This is a genomic window from Streptomyces sp. NPDC016459 (assembly GCF_040632845.1).
Classification (GTDB): domain Bacteria; phylum Actinomycetota; class Actinomycetes; order Streptomycetales; family Streptomycetaceae; genus Streptomyces.
Genome location: NZ_JBEYCR010000001.1, coordinates 331385 through 346668, shown reverse-complemented (window position 1 = coordinate 346668; position 15284 = coordinate 331385). Strand labels below are relative to the sequence as shown.

Annotated in this window: 14 protein-coding genes; 7 read left to right on the top strand and 7 right to left on the bottom strand. The window is 70.6% G+C overall.

Annotation, left to right across the window (positions count from 1 at the left end; translation table 11 throughout):
* Nucleotide 1: 1 nt before the first annotated feature.
* The 4 genes from ABZ567_RS01540 to ABZ567_RS01525 all read left to right on the top strand — a co-directional run bounded on the left by ABZ567_RS01540 (nucleotide 2) and on the right by ABZ567_RS01525 (nucleotide 3743).
* On the top strand, nucleotides 2-748 hold the full coding sequence (locus ABZ567_RS01540) for a lysophospholipid acyltransferase family protein (RefSeq protein ID WP_351214727.1): 747 nt from the start codon (nucleotides 2-4) through the stop codon (nucleotides 746-748).
* Nucleotides 749-783: 35 nt separating this feature from the next.
* A complete protein-coding gene (locus tag ABZ567_RS01535; RefSeq protein ID WP_360783219.1) occupies nucleotides 784-1995 on the top strand; it encodes a DUF5931 domain-containing protein in 1212 nt (403 codons plus the stop codon).
* Nucleotides 1992-2675, top strand: a complete 684-nt coding sequence (locus ABZ567_RS01530) for a response regulator transcription factor (protein WP_360783216.1) — start codon at nucleotides 1992-1994, stop codon at nucleotides 2673-2675. Before ABZ567_RS01535 ends, ABZ567_RS01530 begins: the two co-directional genes overlap by 4 nt.
* A gap of 69 nt (nucleotides 2676-2744) precedes the next feature.
* A complete protein-coding gene (locus ABZ567_RS01525; protein ID WP_360783214.1) occupies nucleotides 2745-3743 on the top strand; it encodes a 2-hydroxyacid dehydrogenase in 999 nt (332 codons plus the stop codon).
* Here ABZ567_RS01525 and ABZ567_RS01520 read toward each other — a convergent pair.
* The 3 genes from ABZ567_RS01520 to ABZ567_RS01510 all read right to left on the bottom strand — a co-directional run bounded on the left by ABZ567_RS01520 (nucleotide 3740) and on the right by ABZ567_RS01510 (nucleotide 8666).
* Nucleotides 3740-5617: an anthranilate synthase family protein gene (locus ABZ567_RS01520; RefSeq protein ID WP_360783211.1), complete on the bottom strand. Its 1878-nt coding sequence runs from the start codon at nucleotides 5615-5617 to the stop codon at nucleotides 3740-3742. The genes ABZ567_RS01525 and ABZ567_RS01520 overlap by 4 nt on opposite strands.
* Nucleotides 5618-5717: 100 nt before the next feature.
* Nucleotides 5718-5774: a trp operon leader peptide gene (locus ABZ567_RS01515; RefSeq protein ID WP_071892416.1), complete on the bottom strand. Its 57-nt coding sequence runs from the start codon at nucleotides 5772-5774 to the stop codon at nucleotides 5718-5720.
* A 102-nt stretch (nucleotides 5775-5876) separates the two neighbouring features.
* Nucleotides 5877-8666 (bottom strand): N-acetylmuramoyl-L-alanine amidase, encoded by a 2790-nt coding sequence (locus ABZ567_RS01510; RefSeq protein ID WP_360783209.1) that lies wholly within the window; start codon nucleotides 8664-8666, stop codon nucleotides 5877-5879.
* 164 nt (nucleotides 8667-8830) lie between these two features.
* On the opposite strand from ABZ567_RS01510, the gene ABZ567_RS01505 reads away from it, so the two are divergent.
* Both ABZ567_RS01505 and ABZ567_RS01500 read left to right on the top strand, forming a co-directional pair.
* Nucleotides 8831-10183, top strand: coding sequence for a class II 3-deoxy-7-phosphoheptulonate synthase (locus ABZ567_RS01505; protein WP_360783206.1), 1353 nt, complete (start codon nucleotides 8831-8833; stop codon nucleotides 10181-10183).
* Between the two features lie 132 nt (nucleotides 10184-10315).
* Nucleotides 10316-10564, top strand: a complete 249-nt coding sequence (locus ABZ567_RS01500) for a (2Fe-2S)-binding protein (protein WP_360783203.1) — start codon at nucleotides 10316-10318, stop codon at nucleotides 10562-10564.
* Here the strand turns inward: ABZ567_RS01500 and bfr are convergent.
* Nucleotides 10561-11037: a bacterioferritin gene (gene bfr / locus ABZ567_RS01495; RefSeq protein ID WP_360783200.1), complete on the bottom strand. Its 477-nt coding sequence runs from the start codon at nucleotides 11035-11037 to the stop codon at nucleotides 10561-10563. The genes ABZ567_RS01500 and bfr overlap by 4 nt on opposite strands.
* 177 nt (nucleotides 11038-11214) lie before the next feature.
* On the opposite strand from bfr, the gene ABZ567_RS01490 reads away from it, so the two are divergent.
* Complete coding sequence (locus ABZ567_RS01490; protein ID WP_360783198.1) at nucleotides 11215-11859, top strand: sulfite oxidase-like oxidoreductase; 645 nt, start codon at nucleotides 11215-11217, stop codon at nucleotides 11857-11859.
* Nucleotides 11860-11885: 26 nt separating this feature from the next.
* Here ABZ567_RS01490 and ABZ567_RS01485 read toward each other — a convergent pair whose 3' ends face one another.
* The 3 genes from ABZ567_RS01485 to pknB all read right to left on the bottom strand — a co-directional run bounded on the left by ABZ567_RS01485 (nucleotide 11886) and on the right by pknB (nucleotide 15267).
* Complete coding sequence (locus tag ABZ567_RS01485; protein WP_360783195.1) at nucleotides 11886-12389, bottom strand: DUF4396 domain-containing protein; 504 nt, start codon at nucleotides 12387-12389, stop codon at nucleotides 11886-11888.
* A gap of 91 nt (nucleotides 12390-12480) precedes the next feature.
* Nucleotides 12481-13344, bottom strand: coding sequence for a deoxyribonuclease IV (locus tag ABZ567_RS01480; protein ID WP_360783193.1), 864 nt, complete (start codon nucleotides 13342-13344; stop codon nucleotides 12481-12483).
* A gap of 6 nt (nucleotides 13345-13350) precedes the next feature.
* Nucleotides 13351-15267, bottom strand: coding sequence for a Stk1 family PASTA domain-containing Ser/Thr kinase (gene pknB / locus ABZ567_RS01475; protein WP_360783190.1), 1917 nt, complete (start codon nucleotides 15265-15267; stop codon nucleotides 13351-13353).
* Between the last annotated feature and the right edge of the window lie 17 nt (nucleotides 15268-15284).

Genomic DNA, 15284 nt, shown 5'->3' with positions numbered 1-15284 from the left:
GTTGATCTACGGCGCAATGAAGTTCTCCCTCGGAGGGTCCCTCAAGCTTGCCTTCCGGCCCTGGGTGGAGGGTCTGGAGAACATTCCCGCCGAGGGGCCCGCGATCCTGGCGAGCAACCACCTGTCGTTCTCCGACTCCTTCTTCCTGCCGGCCGTCCTCGACCGCAAGGTCACCTTCATCGCCAAGGCGGAGTACTTCACCTCGCCGGGTGTGAAGGGCAAGCTCACCGCCGCCTTCTTCAAGGGCGTCGGCCAGCTGCCGGTGGACCGTTCGGGTGCCCGCGGCGCGGGCGAGGCGGCCATCAAGGCCGGCATCCAGGTCATCGAGAAGGGCGGCCTCTTCGGGATCTACCCCGAGGGCACCCGCTCGCCCGACGGGCGCCTCTACCGGGGCAAGCCCGGCGGTCTCGCCCGGGTGGCCCTGGCCACCGGCGCGCCCGTGATCCCGGTCGCCATGATCGACACGGAGAAGATCCAGCCGCCCGGCAAGGTCGTCCCCAAGCTGATGCGCCCGGGGATCCGGATCGGCAAGCCTTTGGACTTCACCCGCTACCAGGGCATGGAGGGGGACCGCTTCATCCTGCGCTCGGTGACCGACGAGGTCATGTACGAGATCATGAAGCTGTCCGGCCAGGAGTACGTCGACATCTACGCGACCGCCGCCAAGCGGCAGATCGCGGACGCCGAAAAGGCGGCCAAGGAGGCCGTGAAGGCCGAGATCGCGGCCCGGGAAGAGTCCGGCGCGTAGGCGTTCCCGCGAGGGACGTCCGGGGGGTGGGGGAGATGGCCGAGCGCGAGCATGTCGTCCGCATGTCGGTCGAGCAGCCGCTGTGGCACGCGCTGACCGGCTACCGCGTCCTGACCATGGTCTACGCGGTCCTGATCTTCGCCTTCGGCCGGGAGGCCTACGAGCGGCCCTGGATCGGCGTCGCCTATCTCGCGGTGATGTGCGTCTGGACCCTCGCGACCCTGCCCAAGGTGGCGAACGCGGCCAGCTGCACCAACCGCTTCCTGGGCGCCGACCTCACCGTCGCCCTCGTCGGCATCCTCCTGACCCCGCTCGCCGACGCCCACGCCCAGACGGTCGACGGCCCCACCCTGCCGTCGATATGGACCGCCGGCTCCGTCCTCGCGTACGCGATCAAGGGCGGCTGGCGCTGGGCCGGCCTCGCCTCCTCGCTTGTCGCCGTCGCCAACCTCGTGGAGCGGGGACACCCCAGCCGGGACACCCTCCACAACGTCCTGCTCGTCTGGGTGGCCTCCATCGCCATCGGGTACGTCGTCGAGGTCGCCCGCGCCTCGGAGCGCACCCTCGCCCGCGCCCTGGAGATCGAGGCCGCGACCCGGGAGCGCGAGCGGCTCGCCCGGGACATCCACGACAGCGTCCTCCAGATCCTCGCGATGGTGCAGCGGCGCGGCACGGCGATCGGCGGCGAGGCCGCGGAGCTCGGCCGGATGGCGGGCGAGCAGGAGGTGGCCCTCCGTACCCTCGTCGCCGGCGGTCTGAACCGGCCCAGCCTGGTCTCCGAGGACGAGTCGCAGGGCGCGGTGGTCCGGGTGGTCGACGTGGACGACGCCGACGACGGATCGCCCGTCGACCTGCGCCTCCTGCTCGCCCCGCGCGCCGGGGCCCGGGTCACGCTCTCCGATCCGGGTGTCCCGGTCCTGCTGCCGCCGCCCGCCGCCCGCGAACTGGCCGCCGCCGTCGGCGCCGCCCTGGACAATGTGCGGGTGCACGCGGGGGAGGACGCACGGGCCTGGATCCTCGTCGAGGACTGGCCGGACGAGGTGATCGTCACGGTGCGGGACGACGGCCCGGGCATCCCGGAGGGCCGTCTCGCACAGGCGGAGGGCGAGGGCCGGATGGGCGTCGCCCTCTCCATCCGGGGGAGACTGCGGGAGCTCGGCGGCACGGCCGAGCTGATCTCGGTCCCCGGACAGGGCACGGAAGTCGAGTTGAAGGTCCCACGGGGGAAGGCAGGACGAGGAAGATGAGCGAGCAGCGGGCCGAGCGGCCGATCAGGGTGATGGTCGTCGACGACCATCCGATGTGGCGGGACGCGGTCGCCCGCGACCTGGCCGAGGCGGGCCTCGACGTGGTCGCCACCGCCGGCGACGGCGAGCAGGCGGTGCGCCGCGCCCACGCGGTCACCCCGGACGTCCTCGTCCTGGACCTGAACCTGCCGCTGAAGCCGGGCGCCCGGGTGTGCAAGGAACTCGTCGGCGCCCGGCCGGAGCTGCGGGTCCTCGTGCTCTCCGCGAGCGGTGAGCACGCCGACGTCCTGGAGGCGGTCAAGTCCGGCGCCACCGGCTACCTCCTCAAGTCGGCCAGTACGGAGGAGCTCATCGACGCCGTGCGCCGGACGGCGGTCGGCGACCCCGTCTTCACGCCCGGTCTCGCCGGTCTGGTCCTCGGCGAGTACCGCCGGCTCGCCTCCGAGCCCGCTCCGGCGGCCGGCGGCGACGAGCCGAAGGCCCCGCAGCTGACCGAGCGCGAGACCGAGGTCCTGCGGCTCGTCGCCAAGGGCCTCAGCTACAAGCAGATCGCGGAGCGCCTGGTGATCTCGCACCGCACGGTGCAGAACCACGTCCAGAACACCCTCGGCAAGCTCCAGCTGCACAACCGGGTGGAGCTCGTCCGGTACGCCATCGAGCGGGGCCTCGACGACGTGTGAGCCGGCTCGACGCGACATGGGCCGTATATTCGCGGATATACGGCCCATCACCGCATCAAGGGGACTTTCGTGGAAATCCTGGCATTCGGCGTGCAGGCGGACGAGAAGCCCCTGATCGAGAAGGCGTTCGCGGGACACCACGACGTCCGCTGCGTGAACGTCTTCCTCAGCGAGGACACCGCCCCCATCGCGGCCGGTTACGAGATCGTCTCCACCAGCGTCAACGCGGTCCTGGACCACCGGGTCCTGCAGACCCTCGCCGCCGGAGGGACCCAGATGATCGCCCAGCGTTCCACGGGCTTCAACAACATCGATCTGGAGGTGGCCGAGCGGCTGGGCCTCACCGTCGCCCGGGTCTCGTCCTACTCGCCGTACTCCGTCGCCGAGTTCGCCTGGACCCTCGCGACCGCCGTCAACCGCCGGATCGTCCGCGCCTCCAACCGGACCCGCGACTTCGACTTCCGCCTCGACGGACTGATGGGCCGTGACCTGCGGGGCCGTACCGTCGGCGTCCTCGGCACCGGCAAGATCGGGGAGGCGTTCACCCGGATCGCCCACGGCTTCGGCATGAACCTGCTCGGGTGGGACGTCGCCGAGAACCCCGCCTGCGTCGCCCTCGGCATGACGTACGTCGAGAAGGAGCAGCTCTTCGCCGAGGCCGATCTGATCAGCCTGCACGTGCCGCTGCTCCCGTCGACCCGGCACCTCGTCGACGCGCGGGCCCTCAAGACGATGAAGGACGACGTCATCCTGGTGAACTCCAGCCGGGGCGGACTCGTCGACACCGACGCGCTGGTCGCCGAACTCCGGGCCGGACGCTTCGCCGGCGTCGGCCTCGACGTGTACGAGGCGGAGGCCGGGCTCTTCTTCCTCGACAAGTCCCTGGAGGTCGTCGAGGACGACACCCTGGCCCGACTCGTCACCTTCCCGAACGTGGTGGTCACCTCCCACCAGGCGTACTACACGGCGGACGCGGTCGGCCAGATCATCGACACCACGGTCCAGAACGTCCTCGACTACACCGCGGGCCGGCGCAGCGAGAACGTCCTGGTCCCGAGGATCCCCTAGACCAGTACGCCCGCGAGCAGCGAGGCCGTCAGGGCGGCTCCGTCCGTCGTCAGGACCGACTCGGGGTGGAACTGGACCCCCGCGAAGCCCGGCCCGCGCAGGGCGTGGACCTCGCCGGTCTCCGCGTCCCGGCTCACCTCGACGCGGTGCAGCGCAAGTTCCGTCGCGGTCCGGTCGTCGCAGCGGGCGGTGAAGCTGTTGTAGAAGCCGACCGTCCGCTCCTGCCCGAACAGGTCGATCGACAGCTGGGCCCCCTGGAACGGGGTCCGCTTGCGCACGATCTCCAGGCCCAGCTCGGCGGCGATCAGCTCGTGCCCGAGGCAGACGCCGAGCAGCCCGTACCGGTGGTCCCGCACCAGCTCGGCCGTCAGGGAGCGCAGGAAGCGCATCTTCGGGTCGGCCGCGTCCGAGGGGTTCCCGGGACCGGGGCCCAGGACCACCGGCCCCTCGTGGGCGAGGGCCAGCTCCCGCAGGCCCGGCTCGTCGTACCGCAGCACCGACACGTCGAGGCCCGAGGAGCGCAGGACGTGCGCCAGCATCGCCGTGAAGGTGTCCTCGGCGTCGACGACCAGGGCGTGGCCCGTCAGTTCGGCCGAGCGGACCTGCATCTTCAGCCAGAACGGCGCGAGGTCGGCCCGTCGGGCGTCCAGGGCGGCCCGTACCCGGGGATCGTCGGCGAGCCGCGCCGGGACCACCGGATCCGCCGCGCCCGTCGCCGGCCTGCCCTCGCGCACCCCGAGCGCGGTGAGCACCCCGGCCGCCTTGGCATGGGTCTCGGCCACCTCGCCCGCCGGGTCGGAGTGCCGTACCAGGGTCGCGCCGACCGGCACCCGCAGCCGCCCATCGGCGTCGATGTCGGCGGTACGGATCAGAATCGGGGAGTCCAGCGTCTGCGCGCCGCTCCCGTCGGTGCCGAGCAGGGCGAGCGCCCCCGCGTAGTAGCCCCGCCCGCCGACCTCGTGACGCTCGATCACCCGGCAGGCGTTCTGTACGGGCGAGCCGGTCACGGTCGCCGCGAACATCGTCTCCCGCAGCACCTCCCGCACGTCCAGGCTGGAGCGGCCCCGCAACTCGTACTCGGTGTGCGCGAGATGGGCCATCTCCTTGAGCCGCGGCCCGATCACCACCCCGCCCATGTCACCGACCGTGCACATCATCTTGAGCTCCTCGTCGACCACCATCGACAGCTCCTCGGTCTCCTTGCGGTCGGCGAGGAAGGCGAGGAGGTCCTCGGCGGTCGGGGCGGCGCCGGCCGGGTAGCGGTACGTGCCGCTGATCGGGTTCATCACGACCGTCCCGCCCGACATCCGTACGTGCACCTCGGGGCTGGCCCCGACGAGCGTCCGGTCTCCGGTGTGGACGACGAAGGTCCAGTACGCGCCCCGCTCGCCCGTGAGCAGTCGGCGGAACAGGGCGAGGGCGTCGGCGCGTCCGAAGCCGGGGATCTCCCCCGTGTACGTCCGACGGACGACGAAGTTCGCGCCCTCGCCCGAGCCGATCTCCTCGTCGACGACCCGCCGCACGATGCCGGCGTACTCCTCGTCGGAGACGTCGAAGCCGCCGTCCTCGACGGTCACGTCGTGCGCGGGAAGCCGCTCGACGGCCTCGGCGAGCGGCAGCTCGTACACCTCGTCGGCGACGAGCACGGAGAGCGGGGTGCCGTCGTCGCGGACGTCGAAGCCGCGCTCCCGGATCTGCCGGAAGGGCACGAGGGCGAGCGTCGGCAGCGGGCCCACGGGCAGCTCCGCGAGGCGCTCGGCCTCGTGGACCCGGCCGATCAGCACCTCGACGGTGTCGTGGTCGTGACCGGGGGTGCGGCGGCGCAGCAGGGCGAAGGGCGGGGCGGACTCGTCGAGGAGACGGGAGAGGTCCATGGGGTCCGTGGTTCCTTCCGGCGGAGTGCGGAGAGGAACGGCCCGGGCACGAGAAAGGCCGCCCCTCGGGCGGCCTGTGCAAGCGTGGATGTACGCGCAGTCAGTGGGCCGCCGGATGAGCGGTCCACCACCAGTTCTGGATCTGAGGCGCGAACATGCGAGCACTGTAACCCAGCGGGACCCGGAAAGGGGCCCGGTCCGCACCGTGGACGGTACGAGCCGGGCCCCTCGGGCCGTGGGCTGTCTCTCGACTACCCGATCAGAAGATCAGGTTGTAGATCTGCCAGCCCGGGCCGACGTTGACGCGGGCCGCGAAGGGCACGGTCGCGCTGCCCAGGCCCTTGTAGGACCAGAGCGTTCCGGCGCTGTCGCGGGCGACGAGGTCGACCTTGCCGTCACGGGACAGGTCGCTCGGACCCACGATGCTGTTGTACGCACCCCAGCCACCGCCGACCCTGACGCGGGCCGCGAACGGCGTGGTGGCGCTGCCCGTACCGGTGTACGACCAGAGCACCCCGGAGGTGTCGCGGGCGATGAGGTCCGCCTTGCCGTCACCGGACAGGTCGCCGGTGCTGATGATCGCGTTGTACGCCTGCCAGCCGCCGCCGACCCTGCTCCGGGTCGCGAACGGGGTGGCCGGGACGCCGGTGCCCTTGTACAGCCACAGGACACCCGACTTCTCGCGGGCGATCAGGTCGGGCCTGCCGTCGTTGGTCACGTCGCGGACGGCGATGATCCGGTCGTAGATCTCCCAGCCGCCACCGGTCCGCAGACGGGTCTTGAACGGCGCCGACGGGTTGCCGCTGCCCTGGTGGTACCAGAGCACACCGGAACCGTCACGGGCCACGGCGTCACCGGTGCCGTCGGCACGGAGCGCGGTCATCGGGGTGATGGCGTTGTAGCCGCCCCACCCGCCCCCGACCCGGTACCGGTTCAGGAACGGCGCGGAGGCGTCGCCCGTGCCCTGGTACTGCCAGAGGACACCGGAGGCGTCACGGGCGAGGAGGTTGTAGCGGTTGTTCGCGGCGACGGGGGCGGCGGGGGACTCCTCCACGACGTCCGTCGCCTTCACCCACGCCATGCGGTGGTTGTAGCGGATGGGGATGTACATGTCGGTGCCCACGACGTTGGTCTGGGCGGAACCGAAGTAGTCGTCACCCTTGACCGCCGGGCCGGCCTTCACGTACGCGCCGCCGCTGCCGAAGGCGTACTTCGACAGGTAGTTGGGGTTCTCCGTCGGTGCGGTGACACCGCCGGTGCCGGGGTACGCCGAGGCCTCGGGGAAGGCGCGGCCGTAGATCCGCGGGGTCACTCCGGCCTTGGCCTTCAGCACCTTCTGCGAGGTGCCCGTGACGGGCGCGGTGTACTGGCCACCGGGGTTGTGGAACCAGGCCTTCTGGCCGCCGTACCAGATCTGGGTCCAGTCGTTCTGCACGCCGGTGACCACATAGGTGCCGCCCGCGCGGACCTTGTTGCCCCAGTTGGGACCGTCGCTCCACAGGACGTTGGGGATGTACGCGTCCTTGATCGGCGTCGCGGTCGACGCCGTGGTGTACAGGTAGCCGAAGTTGGCCGGCTGGGCGGTGACGGTGTTGCCGCCGTAGGTGATCTTGGGCTGGTTCGCCGAGGTGAACGGCGGAACGACGCGGACCAGCTGGCCGACGCTGAGCGGGCCGCCGGCGCCGCCGGCGCCCGTCGGGGCACCCATCAGGGACATGTAGTGGTTCCAGTCCCAGAAGGGGCCGGCGTCCCAGTGCATGCCCGCGACCTTGGCGTCGACGTGCCCCGGCACCTCGTCGTGGCCGATGATGTGCTCGCGGTCGATCGGGATGCCGTACTTCCCCGCGAGGAACTTCACCAGGGCGGCGGAGGACTCGTACTGCGGCTCGGTGTACCACTGGCCGGCCTTGATCGCGTAACCCTCGTGCTCCACGCCGATGGCGTGCATGTTGAGGGTCCAGTTGCCCGCGTGCCAGGCGATGTTCTTGTTCTCGACCATCTGGGTGACCAGACCGTCCTGGGCACGGATCAGGTAATGGGCGCTGCCCTTGGCCGTCGCGCTCTGGAAGGTCGCGATCGTCCCTTCGTAACTGCCCTCGGTGTCGTGGATGACGATCTGGCGGATGCCCACGTCACTGTTGGGGCGATCGGCGAGGGTGTAGTTCCGCTGCCCGGTGCTCGGCACCTCGGCCGGACGGTAGTCGCAGAGCAGACCGGCCGGGCACTCGGGCGTCGGGAGGGCGGTGGTGCTCGCGAAGGAAGCGGCCAGCGGTACGTTCGACGGCTTCACGGGCTCGACCGCGGGGTCGGCGGGGAGAGCGACCGTTTCGCCGTCCGTGGTGAGACTGCGCTCGCCCGTCCTGATGGACTCGAAGACGCGCTTCGCGAAGAGGTCGGCGCCCTTCTTGTCGGGCGACTGGCTGTACCGCGCGACGGCCGGGTACCAGTCGCCCGGGTCGTCGGACAGTTCGGCGCCGGCCTGCTGCTGGTACTCGGCGAGCAGCGCGGCACCGGCGCGGATCGAGGCGGCGGTGTCGTTCTTGACGGCGTCGCCGGAGCTGTCGATCAGCTCGGCCGCCTGGTCCAGGGTGTGCAGCCGGGGGTCGTCGGTGTCGACGGTCTCCTCGGGCAGCGCCTTCAGCGCCTTCTCCGCGTCGAAGGTCTTCTCGATCTCGGCCTTGCCGCTCGCGTTGAGGTGCGCGAGGCGCTCCCTGTCGTCGTGCTGCTCGACGTCGTCCGGGTCGACGTCCGTCAGACCCATGACGTTGTACGCGCCGGTCGTGCTCGGCAGCCCGTCGTGCGACTCCCACCGCGTCTGCCGGTACGACACGGCCATCAGCACACTCTGCGGCACGTCGAACTCACGCGCCGCGTTTGCGAACTGCGACTGGAGGGAAGGTTCCCCGGCAGCCTTGTCGGTGCCCGCCGCGCCGAGGAGGCCGGGAGACGCGACCGCGATGGTGCCGATCGTGGCTGTGGCCACGACCGCTGCCGCCACCCCGTAGAGGATTCGTTTCTTCTTGCGGTCCCTGCGGTGCCTCTGGGTCACGCCCACCCCTGTGATTCGACTGTGTACGACCGTGTACTTGTGAAACGGGCCAGAGGGTAACACCACTCGATGGAATGAAGATCGTCAGTGGACATTTCGGGCGCCCGTCTCAGTCACTGGGCAGGGGGACAGGACCGGACGAAGAACCCCGTAATGTTGTGCGTGTGACCGTGAACGCTGATTCCCACGCCGTCGCCAAGGCGACCTGGCGAGACCTGCCCGCGGCGCAGCAGCCCGAGTACCCCGATGCCGAGGCTCTGCGCGATGTGATCGCGGACCTCGAGTCGTATCCTCCGCTCGTCTTCGCCGGCGAGTGCGACCAGCTGCGCGCCCGGATGGGAGCCGTCGCCCGTGGCGAGGCGTTCCTGCTCCAGGGCGGCGACTGCGCCGAGGCCTTCGACGGTGTGTCCGCCGACCACATCAGGGCCAAGCTCAAGACGCTGCTCCAGATGAGCGCCGTCCTCACCTACGCGGCCTCCGTGCCCGTGGTGAAGGTCGGCCGCATCGCCGGCCAGTACTCGAAGCCCCGCTCCAAGGGGACCGAGACCCGTGACGGCGTCACCCTGCCCACGTACCGCGGCGACTCGGTCAACGGCTTCGCCTTCGACGAGAAGTCCCGCATCCCGGACCCCGAGCGCCTGAAGCGGATGTACAACGCCTCCGCGTCCACGCTCAACCTGGTCCGTGCCTTCACCACCGGTGGCTACGCCGACCTGCGCCAGGTGCACGCCTGGAACCAGGACTTCGTGAAGTCGTCCCCCTCGGGCCAGCGCTACGAGGCGCTCGCCCGCGAGATCGACAACGCCCTGAACTTCATGAAGGCCTGCGGCACCGACCCGGCCGAGTTCAAGGCCGTCGAGTTCTACGCCTCCCACGAGGCGCTGCTGCTCGACTACGAGGGCGCCCTCACCCGTACCGACTCGCGCACCGGCAAGCTCTACGACACGTCCGGCCACATGGTCTGGATCGGCGAGCGCACCCGCCAGCTCGACCACGCCCACATCGAGTTCGCCTCCCGGATCGCGAACCCGATCGGCATCAAGCTGGGCCCGACCACGTCGGTGGACGAGGCGCTGACGTACATCGACCGGCTCGACCCGGACCGCGAGCCCGGCCGGCTGACCTTCATCGTCCGCATGGGCGCCGACAAGGTCCGCGACAGGCTCCCCGAGCTGGTCGAGAAGGTCACCGCCTCCGGTGCGGTCGTCGCCTGGGTCACCGACCCGATGCATGGCAACACCTTCGAGGCCGCCTCCGGCCACAAGACGCGCCGCTTCGACGACGTGCTCGATGAGGTCAAGGGCTTCTTCGAGGTCCACAAGAGCCTCGGCACCCACCCGGGCGGCATCCACGTCGAGCTCACCGGTGACGACGTCACCGAGTGCGTGGGCGGCGGCCACGAGATCTTCGTCGGCGACCTGCACCAGCGCTACGAGACGGCCTGCGACCCGCGCCTCAACCGCAGCCAGTCCCTCGACCTGGCGTTCCTGGTGGCGGAGATGTACCGCGATCAGTAAGTAGGTACCTACGAGGATGGGGCGCGGATCCATGTGATCCGCGCCCCATCCTCGTATCCGGGACTTTTGCGGTCCCGCGCCGCCGGGTAAGGTTAGGTTAGCCTAATCGATCACGGCGGGAGGTGAACCGCGTTGTACGTCTGCTCATGCTTCGGTGTCACGGAGAAGCAGGTCAAGCAGCATGCGGACGCGGGTGCCTGCACGCCCCGCCAGATCGCCTCGGCGTGCAAGGCCGGCACGGACTGCGGTTCGTGCGTCCGTCGCATCCAGGCCATCCTCGGGCGCGGCAACTGCCCCCGGCGTGAGCTCCTGGACCAGGGGATCCCCGCGCTCGCGACGGAGCTCGCGGAGCCCGTCGCGGAGCTCGAGGAAGCCGCTTAGCTCGGCTGCTCGATGAGCGTCGAGATGTAGAGCGCCTCACCCAGGGACTCGATCAGCTCCAGCTGCGTGTCCAGGTAGTCGATGTGGTGCTCCTCGTCGGCCAGGATCTCCTCGAAGAGGTTCGCCGAGGTGACGTCGCCCTTGGCGCGCATGACCTCGATCCCGCGCCGCAGACGGTCGATCGCCTCGACCTCGACCTGGCGGTCCGCCTGGAACATCTCGGTGATCGTCTGGCCGACCCGCACATGGAAGAGCCGCTGGTAGTTGGGCAGGCCGTCGAGCATCAGGATGCGCTCGGTCAGCTTGTCCGCGTGCTTCATCTCGTCGATGGACTCTTCGCGGGTGTACTTGGCGAGCTTCGTCCACCCCTTGTTGTCCTGGATGCGATAGTGCAACCAGTACTGGTTGATGGCCGTCAGCTCGCCGGTCAGCTGCTCGTTGAGGAACTCGAGGACCTCGGGGTCGCCCTGCATCGCAGAGGCTCCTTCCACGTTACGTGTCTACGCCATCACTGGGCAGGATGGCCGCATCCTCGCACCCCGAATGGGGGGCGTCCAGTAAGTGCAGGCTTAGTCCGAGATGCCCGAATCGGCCGATGCCTGTCGTCTCCTGGTCATGACCACCCCTCGCAGTCTGTCACCATGGATGACATGGGTCAGCCGGAGAGCGGAGTACACCGGGGAGCGGGGCAGCCGGATCGTTCGCCGGACCTTCCGCCGGGCCAGCGGCTCCAGCGCGGCTGGCCGGTCACCCACTACGGGCCCGTCCCCAAGTTCAAGCCGGACCGCTGGGAGTTCCGCGTCTTCGGGGCGACGGCCGACGGCGACAAGCGGTGCTGGAACCACGAGGAGTTCTCGGCCCTCCCGTTCTCCACGGTCGTGGCCGATCTGCACTGCGTCACGAAGTTCAGCATGCTCGGGGCCGAATGGGGTGGCGTCCCGGCCCGCACGGTCCTCGACCTCGCTCCGCCCGCGCCCCAGGTGACCCATGTGATGGTCTGGGCCGAGTACGGCTACAGCGCCAACATGCGGCTCGCCGACTTCGCCGCGGACCGTACGATCTTCGCCACCCACATGGACGGCGAGCTGCTCACCGCCGAGCACGGTTTTCCGCTGCGCCTCGTCGTCCCCCATCTGTACGCCTGGAAGGGCCCGAAGTGGGTCCGGGGTGTGGAGTACATGGCCGCCGACCGGCGGGGCTTCTGGGAGGAACGGGGCTATCACAACCTTGGCGACCCCTGGACCGAGCAGCGGTACTCCTACCAGGAGGAACCGGGAGACGGCCCGGAGCTGTAGCCGCTCGGGGCCGCCCGCGGGTGTGGTCAGTGGTGGTACTGGTGGACCACCGCGTGGCCCTTGCCACGGCCGATCATCCACTTGTTGACCGGCGTGGTGATCACGAACGCGGCGGCGAGCGCGATGGCGAGCACGATCCAGAAGAACGGCTCCGAGAGGTGTGCGTCCATGGCTCCGGGCCAGAGGGCGAGGACGCCGTTGTCGATGATCTCCATGACCGTGATGGAGAGGGTGTCGGCGGCGAGGGCGACCTTGAGCGCGGTCCCGAAGTCGACGCCGGCGGTCAGGACGCCGCGCAGGGTGAGCGCGTAGCCGAAGAAGAAGGCCAGGACGATGGCGAGGATCATCGTCTGCACGTTGCCCCAGCCGAGCGCGGTGCCGATGACCATGCCGAGCACCTCGCCGATGGCGCAGCCGGTGAGGCAGTGCAGCGTCGCCTTGGCGGCCATGGACCAGGAGACCTTGCCGGAGTGACCTGAGTGGCCGGAGTGAGCGGTGTGGTCGTGGTGGGTGTGCGCGTCGTGCTGCATCGGGTGCTCCCAGCGCCGGGTAGCGGTTCCTGCCGTTACAGGAACCGTATACCCCCACGGGGTATTCCTCAACGCGTTTTCCCGCGTGCTCTCAGCCCGAAACGACGCCTCTGAGCTTCTTCAGCAGCTCCACGTCCGCGAGATGCCCCTCCTTGCCGCCCGGCGTCTCGATGATCAGCGGCACCCCGTCCGACGCCGGGTGCCTGAGGAGGTTCCGGAAGCCGTCCTCACCGATGTGCCCCACGCCGATGTTCGCGTGCCGGTCCTTGCGGGCGCCGACCACGTCCTGGGAGTCATTGGCGTGGATCAGTTTCAGCCGCCCCTCGCCCACGGTCTCCACCAGCTCGTCGAGGGTCTGGGCCGCGCCGTGCGGACCGGTCAGATCATGGCCGGCGGCGAAGATGTGGCAGGTGTCCAGGCAGATCCCCAGCTTCGGATGACGGTCGAGCGCGTCGAAGTACGGTCCGAAGTCCTCCGCGCGCGAGCAGAGCGAGAAACCCTGGCCCGCCGTCGACTCCAGGAGCAGATCCGGATCTTCGTCGTGCGTCAGCTCGTCGAGGAGCGGCAGCATCCGCTCCCGTACCTGGGCGAGCGCCTCCGCGCGCGGGCGGCCCCCGGTCGCCGAGCCGGTGTGCACCACCACCCCCTTCGCGCCGATCGCCCGACCGCGCCGCAGCGAGTGCCGCAGCGACTCCACCGACTTGTCGACGGTGGCCTCGGTGTGGGAGCCGAAGTTGATCAGATACGGGGCGTGGACCCAGGCCGAGACCGACTCGGCGGCGCACTCGGCGCGGAACCGTTCGTCCTGGGCGGGGTTGCCGGCCGGGGTGGCCCAGCCGCGCGGGTTGGCGACGAAGACCTGCACGGCCTCGGCGCCGAGTTCACGGGCGTAGCCGAGGCCGGTCGTGGCGAGGCCACCGGCCACCGGGACGTGCCCGCCGACGGGGTTGCGCATGAGTCTCTACAGTCCCTTGATCGTGATGCTGACGGTGGAGCCCTCGGGCGCGGTCGCGCCGCCCTCCACGGACTGGTCCGCGACCGTGTCGCCGAGGTAGGGGAAGGACTTCTCGACCTCCACCTGGAAGCCCGCGTCCTCCAGGGCCGCGCGGGCGTCGTCGGCGGTCTCGCCGGTGACGTCCGGGACCTCGACGAGCTTGGGGCCCTTCGAGACGGTGAGGGTGACGGCGTCGCCCTCGGCGGCCCTGCTGCCCTCGGCGAGGGACTGCGCGGCGACGGCTCCGGCGTCCTCGGGGGAGTGGACCCGCTCCGGGGCGACCCGCACGGTGAGCCCGGCCTCCTGGAGGAGGGCCGTGGCGTCGCCGACGGTCTCGCCGGTGACATCGGGTACGTCGATCGGTGCGCCCTTGCTGACCACCAGGGCGACGGCCGAGTCCGGCGCACGCTCGGTGCCGGGCTCGGGGTCGGAGCTGATCACGGAGCCCCGGGCGACGGAGTCGCTGAACGCGGTGGAGGTCACCCCGGGTGCCAGACCCTCCTTCTCCAGCATGCGCCTGGCCTCGGCGAGCGGCTTGTTCCTGAGGTTGGGCACCTTCACGATCTCCGGGCCCCGGGACAGGGTCAGGGTGACGGTGCCGTTGCCCCGGAGGCGCTCGCCCGGAGCCGGGTCGACGGCCATGACGGTGCCGCGCTCGTACACGTCGCTGAACGCGCGCTTCGTCGTGCCGACCTCAAGACCGGCGTCGGTGATCCGCTCCGTCGCGACCGTCTCGGTCTGGCCGAGGACGGCGGGGACCCGGGTGAACTGGCCGGAATTGATGTACCAGACGCCGGCGCCGAGCCCGAGGACGAGCAGGACACCGAGGACGATCAGAAGGGGGCCGCGCGGGGGCCGGCGGCGGGTCGGCGGCGAGGGAGCGGGGGGCTCCGGCGCGGGCAACCGGTTCGTGTGCAGCACCGGCTGGGGGTCCTCCGCCCCGGCGGCCGGTACGGGCCGGGTGATCACACTGGTCCGGTCCTCAGCCGTGTCCCGGGCCCCCGGCCGGGCCTGCGGGGGTACGGCGTCCAGCTGCTCCTCGCCGAGCGCGGCGCGGGCCTCCCGGAGGAGGGCGAGCAGGGCGACGGCGTCGTGCGGGCGGACATCGGGGTGGCGGGCGGTGGCCGCCGCGACCAGCTCGTCGAGCTCCAGGGCGAGGCCGGGGACGGTGGCCGAGGGGGCGGGCACGTCGGTGTGGAGGTGCTGGTAGAGCACCTGGGCGGGGGTGTCGCCGCCATGGGGCTTGCCACCGGTCAGCATCTCGTACAGGACGACACCGCAGGCGTACACGTCGGCGCGGGTGTCGGCGGTGCCGTGCTCGATCTGCTCCGGCGCGAGGTACGAGACGGTGCCGAGGACCGAGCCGGTGGTGGCGGTCGCCGAGCCCACGGTCCGTACGAGACCGAAGTCGGCGACCTTGACCCGGCCGTCGTCCCCTATCAGGACGTTCTCCGGCTTCATGTCCCGGTGCACGAAGCCGGCCCGGTGCGCGGCGCCCAGCGCGGCGAGCATCGGCTCCAGGATGTCCAGGGCGGCGCGGGGTGCCAGGGCGCCGCGCTCGCGCAGGACGTCTCGGAGGGTGCAGCCGTCGACGTACTCCATCGCCAGGTAGACGTACGCACCCTCGGCGCCCTGGTCGAAGACCCCGACCACGTTGGGGTGGGCGAGGCGGGCGACGGACTTCGCCTCACGGATGAAGCGCTCGACGAAGGCGGCGTCGGTCGCGAGGGCGGGATGCATCACCTTGAGCGCGAGGACGCGGTCGAGGCGGGTGTCCACGGCCCGGTAGACCGTGGCCATCCCGCCGACGGCGATGCGCGCGTCGACGCGGTAGCGGCCGTCGAGCAGCCGCCCGACGAGGGGGTCCTGAAGGGTCGTGTCCACGGCGACGAGTCTACGAG

Coding starts and splice junctions, on each gene's coding strand:
- ABZ567_RS01535 (WP_360783219.1), top strand. CDS start 784: ATGGCCGAGCGCGAGCATGTCGTCCGCATGTCGGTCGAGCAGCCGCTG.
- ABZ567_RS01530 (WP_360783216.1), top strand. CDS start 1,992: ATGAGCGAGCAGCGGGCCGAGCGGCCGATCAGGGTGATGGTCGTCGAC.
- ABZ567_RS01520 (WP_360783211.1), bottom strand. CDS start 5,617: ATGGACCTCTCCCGTCTCCTCGACGAGTCCGCCCCGCCCTTCGCCCTG.
- bfr (WP_360783200.1), bottom strand. CDS start 11,037: ATGCAGGGCGACCCCGAGGTCCTCGAGTTCCTCAACGAGCAGCTGACC.
- ABZ567_RS01490 (WP_360783198.1), top strand. CDS start 11,215: ATGGGTCAGCCGGAGAGCGGAGTACACCGGGGAGCGGGGCAGCCGGAT.
- ABZ567_RS01485 (WP_360783195.1), bottom strand. CDS start 12,389: ATGCAGCACGACGCGCACACCCACCACGACCACACCGCTCACTCCGGC.
- ABZ567_RS01480 (WP_360783193.1), bottom strand. CDS start 13,344: ATGCGCAACCCCGTCGGCGGGCACGTCCCGGTGGCCGGTGGCCTCGCC.